Source organism: Promicromonospora sp. NPDC060204, assembly GCF_042728455.1.
Classification (GTDB): Bacteria; Actinomycetota; Actinomycetes; order Actinomycetales; family Cellulomonadaceae; genus Promicromonospora.
The window spans coordinates 1-4,919 of record NZ_JBHWZO010000363.1 but is presented as its reverse complement, the minus strand read 5'-3'; the positions used below and the strand labels follow the sequence as shown (position 1 = coordinate 4,919).

At 73.4% G+C, this 4,919-nt stretch carries 5 protein-coding genes; 3 read left to right on the top strand and 2 right to left on the bottom strand.

Annotation, left to right across the window (positions count from 1 at the left end; translation table 11 throughout):
* Positions 1-51: 51 nt before the first annotated feature.
* On the top strand, positions 52-1,128 hold the full coding sequence (locus tag ACFWEJ_RS27225; RefSeq protein WP_377232302.1) for a glycoside hydrolase family 76 protein: 1,077 nt from the start codon (positions 52-54) through the stop codon (positions 1,126-1,128).
* A 36-nt stretch (positions 1,129-1,164) separates the two neighbouring features.
* Positions 1,165-2,259: a GntR family transcriptional regulator gene (locus tag ACFWEJ_RS27220; protein WP_377232301.1), complete on the top strand. Its 1,095-nt coding sequence runs from the start codon at positions 1,165-1,167 to the stop codon at positions 2,257-2,259.
* Between the two features lie 3 nt (positions 2,260-2,262).
* Here ACFWEJ_RS27220 and ACFWEJ_RS27215 read toward each other — a convergent pair whose 3' ends face one another.
* Together ACFWEJ_RS27215 and ACFWEJ_RS27210 are read right to left on the bottom strand one after the other, a co-directional pair.
* The gene (locus tag ACFWEJ_RS27215) at positions 2,263-3,189 is read right to left on the bottom strand and encodes a VOC family protein (protein ID WP_377232300.1); all 927 of its coding nucleotides are present in this window, start codon (positions 3,187-3,189) and stop codon (positions 2,263-2,265) included.
* A gap of 63 nt (positions 3,190-3,252) precedes the next feature.
* A complete protein-coding gene (locus ACFWEJ_RS27210) occupies positions 3,253-3,831 on the bottom strand; it encodes an NADPH-dependent F420 reductase (RefSeq protein ID WP_377232299.1) in 579 nt (192 codons plus the stop codon).
* Between the two features lie 122 nt (positions 3,832-3,953).
* Between ACFWEJ_RS27210 and ACFWEJ_RS27205 the strand changes: the two genes are divergently transcribed.
* On the top strand, positions 3,954-4,871 hold the full coding sequence (locus tag ACFWEJ_RS27205; RefSeq protein ID WP_377232298.1) for a MarR family winged helix-turn-helix transcriptional regulator: 918 nt from the start codon (positions 3,954-3,956) through the stop codon (positions 4,869-4,871).
* Positions 4,872-4,919: the final 48 nt, after the last annotated feature.

Here is a 4,919-nt window from a genome sequence, read left to right as displayed (position 1 = left end):
GGGGGGGGGGGGGGGGGGGGCCCCACGCCCACCCCCACTCCTAGGAGATCTGTGAACGCGTCAAACCTCGTGCCTGACAACCCGTGGCCCGCCCGTGCCGACCTGGCCCAGCGCGGCCTGGACCACTTCTTCGGCGCCCCGGAGCCCCAGCTGCTGGACAACACCTACCCGGTCGGGGACAACTCGACGTTCAACTACTGGTGGCTGGCGCACGTGATCGACGCGCGGCTCGACGCGTTCGAGCGCACGGGGGAGCAGGAGTGGCTCGCGGCGGCCGAGGCGACGAGCGCGAACCTGCGCTCGCGGAACGACGGCTCCCTGTTCAACGACTACTTCGACGACATGCTCTGGTACGCGCTGGCCCTGGAGCGGCTGGCCCGGCTCACCGGGAACCAGGAGCCGCTGGACGACGCCCGCGCCATCTGGGCGCACGTCGTCGAGCACGGGTGGAACGAGACGCACGGCGCGAGCGTCGCGTGGCGCAAGCAGCAGCCGTACTACAAGAACACGCCGGCCAACGGGCCGTTCGCCATCCTGTCCGCGCGGCTGCACGGGCACGACCCGGACCCGCGGTACCTGGACCACGGCACCGTCGCGTTCGACTGGATCACGGCCACCCTCGTGGGCCCCGACGGGTTCGTCGAGGACGGCATCAACCGCGAGGAGGACGGCCGCGTCGACACCCAGTGGCGGTTCACCTACAACCAGGGCCTGTACGTCGGGGCGGCGGTCGCGCTCGACGCCGTCCTGCACCGTCCGGAGCTCGTGGCCGCGGCGGTGCGGACCGCGACGACGGCGGTCGCCGAGCTCGCGCCGGACGGCGTGGTCGGCAGCGAGGGCGCCGGCGGCGACGAGGGCCTGTTCAAGGGCGTGCTCTACCGCTACCTGGGCACGCTGCTGGGCCGGCTCGGCCCGGACTCGCCCGACGCCGCTCCGCTCGTGGACTTCGTGCGCACGAGCACCGACGCGCTGTGGTCGACGGCGCAGCGCGACGGGTCGCTGCTGGCGGGCGACGACTGGCGCCGCCCGGCCGAGCCGCCGGTGTACTACTCGACCCAGGTCAGCGCCATCATGGCGCTGGAGCTGCGCGCCGCGTTGGAGGCCGGTCCGGCCGCCCGGTCACGGTAGATTCATCGGTCATATCCATTCGGTGAAGGGGCATCAGTGAGCCAGCCGCTCTACCTCGAGGTGTACGAGAAGCTCCGCGACGCGATCCACGCCGGCACGTACCGCGTGGGCGACCGGATGCCCGCCGAGGCCGAGCTGACCAAGCAGCTCGGGGTCAGCGCGATCACGCTCAAGCGCGCCATGGACCTGCTGCGCGACGACGGCTACATCACGCGCCGCCCGCGGCTCGGCACGGTGGTGGTGAGCGAGACCGCCACCAACGCCGTCGGCCCGGGCGGCGGGCCCAGCCCGCTGATCGGGTGCGTGCTGACCGACTTCGACGACACATTCGGCACGCGCGTCCTGGCGGGCCTGCTCGACGCGTCGGGCACCACGGCCAACCTCGTGATGAAGCGCAGCCTGGGGGACGGCGCGGCGGAGGGCGATCTGGTGCGCTCGCTCGTCGCGGACGGCGTCCAGGGGCTGATCCTGGAGCCGAGCTCGTCGCAGTACGTGCCCCCGGCCGTGCTGGAGCTCATCACGCAGTCGTTCCCGGTGGCCATCCTGGACCGGGTGTTCGACGGCGTCCCGGTGTCGTCGGTCTGCTCCGACAACGTCTCGGCGGGCCGCCAGGCCGCGGACGCACTGTTCGACGCCGGGTACGACCGCGTCGGCCTGGTCTCTGCGGCGAGCACCGTGTCCACGGTGCAGGACCGGCTCGACGGCGTCGTCGACGCCCACGCGACCCGGCACGTTCCGTTCGACCCCGCGCACCAGTTCCGGCAGGTCCGCTCGACGGTCCCGGGCAGCGGTGTGGCGCCCGACGACGACATCGCCGCCCTGGAGAAGTTCCTCGCCGACAACCCCGGGCTGACCGGGCTCGTGGCCACCGAGTACAACATCGCCGTCCTGCTGCGGGAGGCCGCCCACCGGGCCGGGCGCGACGTGCCCGGCGACCTCGGCATCGTCTGCTTCGACCACCCGGACGCGTTCTACGACCAGGCGCGCTACCGGTTCACGCACATCCGGCAGGACGAGGCGCGCATGGGGGCGGAGGCGGTCCGGCTCGTGCTGGACCAGCTCCGCGACCCCGGGCAGGTGACCAAGCTGTCGCTGCCCACCGAGCTGATGCCGGGCAGCTCGACGCGCTGAGGGCTACCGCGTCAGCAGGTCCTCGACGGACGTGCCCGGCACCGAGACGGTGACCTGGGTGCCCCACGGGTCGGCGACGGTGACGGAGCGGCCGTCGTCGGCGAAGGGGAGGTTCGCTCCCTGCAGGCGGGCCACGAGGGCGTCCAGGTCCCCGCGCCCGGGGACGGTGATCGCGACCTCGCCCAGCCCGAGGCTCGCGGCGCGCGGCCCGGCGCCCGCGCTGTTCCAGGTGTTCATCGCGATGTGGTGGTGGTACCCGCCCGCCGACGCGAACAGCGCGCCGGGGAAGCCGGTGAGCGTGGCCTCCAGGCCGAGCGCGTCCACGTAGAACTGCCGGGCCGTCGCGATGTCGCCGACCTGCAGGTGCACGTGGCCGACGCGGCCGGAGCGGCTGGGCGCGGCGCCCAGCTCGGCCTCGGTCAGGTGCGCACGCAGGTAGGCGTTGGGGTCCAGCCACGCGCTGCCCATCTTGATCTGGCCCCGTTCGTGCACCCACTGCTCGCGCGGCCGGTCCGTGTAGAGCTCGACGCCGTTGCCCTCGGGGTCCGTGAAGTAGAACGCCTCGCTGACCAGGTGGTCGCTGGACCCGGTGAACTGCCCGCGCGGGTCCTGCACGGCGCGGTAGACGGTGGCGGCCAGGGCGGCCTCGTCGTCGAACAGCAGGGCCGTGTGGAACAGCCCGGCCTGCCGGTGGTCGCCCGCGGGGAGGCCGGGCGTGTGCACGAGCCGCAGCAGCGGCGTCGTGCCCCGCCCCAGCACCCGGTGCACCTCGCGCCCGTTGCCGCGCTCCTCCAGGGGTTCGAGCGCGAACGCCGAGCCGTAGTAGGCGGCCATCGTGTCGAGGTCGCCCACGCGCAGCGTGACGGCGTCCATCGCCAGGGCGGGGGAGATGATCCGGTCGTCGACGGCGGGCGGGTCGGTCGGGTTCATGGGGTGCTCCAGGTCCGGGGCGGGGTGGGGTGTGGTGACGTGCGGGGTGGGGTGGCGTGCGGGTCAGCGGGCGACGGCGAGGCCGCCGGTCCAGGGGAGCTGCTCGCCGACGGCGAGGGTGAGCTGCAGGAAGCCGATCGCCTCCAGCTCGTGCGCGCGCTCCAGCGAGCCGGCGTCGACGGCGCCGAGGCCGGACGACGTGACGGCCGCGATCAGGGCCTGCTTGGCGGCGGCGTCGTCCCCGGCGACCAGGACCGTGGTGGGCAGCGCGCCCACCTGCTTGGCGCCGAGCGTGGCGGCGAACGTGGTGTTGAAGGCCTTGAGCACGTGGCTGGCGGGCAGCTTGGCCTGGAGCTCGGCGGCGGCGGAGCTGCCGGCGGGCACGACCAGCGCGTCGAAGGTCTCGAAGTTCAGCGGGTTGGTGATGTCCACGACCACCTTGCCGGCGAGCTGCTCGGCGTAGGCCGAGGCGATGCCGTCCAGTGCGGCGTAGGGGACCGCGAGGACCACGATGTCGCCGGTGATCGGCGCGGTGCCGACCTCGGCCTTGGCGACGTGGGCGACGTCGTGCCCGCCCTCGGCGAGGACGCCGCCGATCGCGTTCGCCATCGCGCCGGTGCCGATGATCGTGATGCTGGCCATGGTGCTGCTCCCTTGGATCTGCCCGTTCCCTGGATGAGGGCCGCGGGCCGGTTGGTTGTACCTACAAGCACTGACCATAGACCGCTTTAGTTGTAGGTGCAACCAACTGTTAGGATGGCGACATGGACGAGCGCGAGCTGAGGTACCCCGAGCGGGTCGCGGTCGCGCGCCTGCACGCCCTGCTGGAGCTGCTGCCGACCGCGCTGGACAAGCGCATGCAGCCCGCCGGGCTGACGTCGTTCGAGTTCACGCTGCTGGAGGCGCTCGCGGAGACGGGTGACGGCAAGCTCCGGCTCAGCGCCCTCGCGTCGCGCACCAACGCCACGCTCGCGCGGCTGTCGCGCGTGGTCACGGGGCTGGAGCGCAAGGGGCTCGTGCGCCGCGCGCCGTGCGCCGAGGACGCGCGGGCGACCAACGCCGTGCTCACCGAGCAGGGCCGCGAGGTCTACCGGGAGAGCACGCCGCTGTACGCCGACGCCGTGTCCAGCATGATCCTGGACGGGCTCACCGAGGGCGACGTCGACGACCTGGCCCGGCTCGCGTTCGCGATCCTGACCCGCCTGGACCCGGACCGGAGGCTGGCGGTGACGTCGGTGGCGGGAGTGTCGGCGTCTGGGGTGCCGGTGTCGGGGGTGTCTACGGCGGGGCTGTTGACGGCGGAGGCGTCTACGGCGGAGGCGCCGTCCGACGACTGCCCGGCGGACCCGGCCCCAGCGGCGTCCGACGATGACTGCCCGGCGGACCCGGCCCCCGCGCCGTCGGCGACACCTGCGGGGTCGGTACCAGCGGTACCGGACGACTGTCCGGCCGACCCGGCAGATCTGTCTGACACGACCGGGCTGGCTACCCCGACCGTCCCGGCCGACCTGGCCGGGCTGGTTGCCTCGGCCGCTCCGACCGCCTCGACCGCCTCGACCGACCTGGCCGCCCTGGTTGCCCCGGCTGACCCGACCGGGCCGCCTACACCGACCGCCCTGGTGGACCCGGAGCAGCTCGCCGCTGAGGCGTGCCCAGCCGACCCGGCCCCGTCACGCCCGTAGCCCAGCCGCAGCCAAGGTGCGCTTCTACCCCGTCATTGGGCCCGGAAC

Coding starts and splice junctions, on each gene's coding strand:
- ACFWEJ_RS27215 (WP_377232300.1), bottom strand. CDS start 3,189: ATGAACCCGACCGACCCGCCCGCCGTCGACGACCGGATCATCTCCCCC.
- ACFWEJ_RS27205 (WP_377232298.1), top strand. CDS start 3,954: ATGGACGAGCGCGAGCTGAGGTACCCCGAGCGGGTCGCGGTCGCGCGC.
- ACFWEJ_RS27210 (WP_377232299.1), bottom strand. CDS start 3,831: ATGGCCAGCATCACGATCATCGGCACCGGCGCGATGGCGAACGCGATC.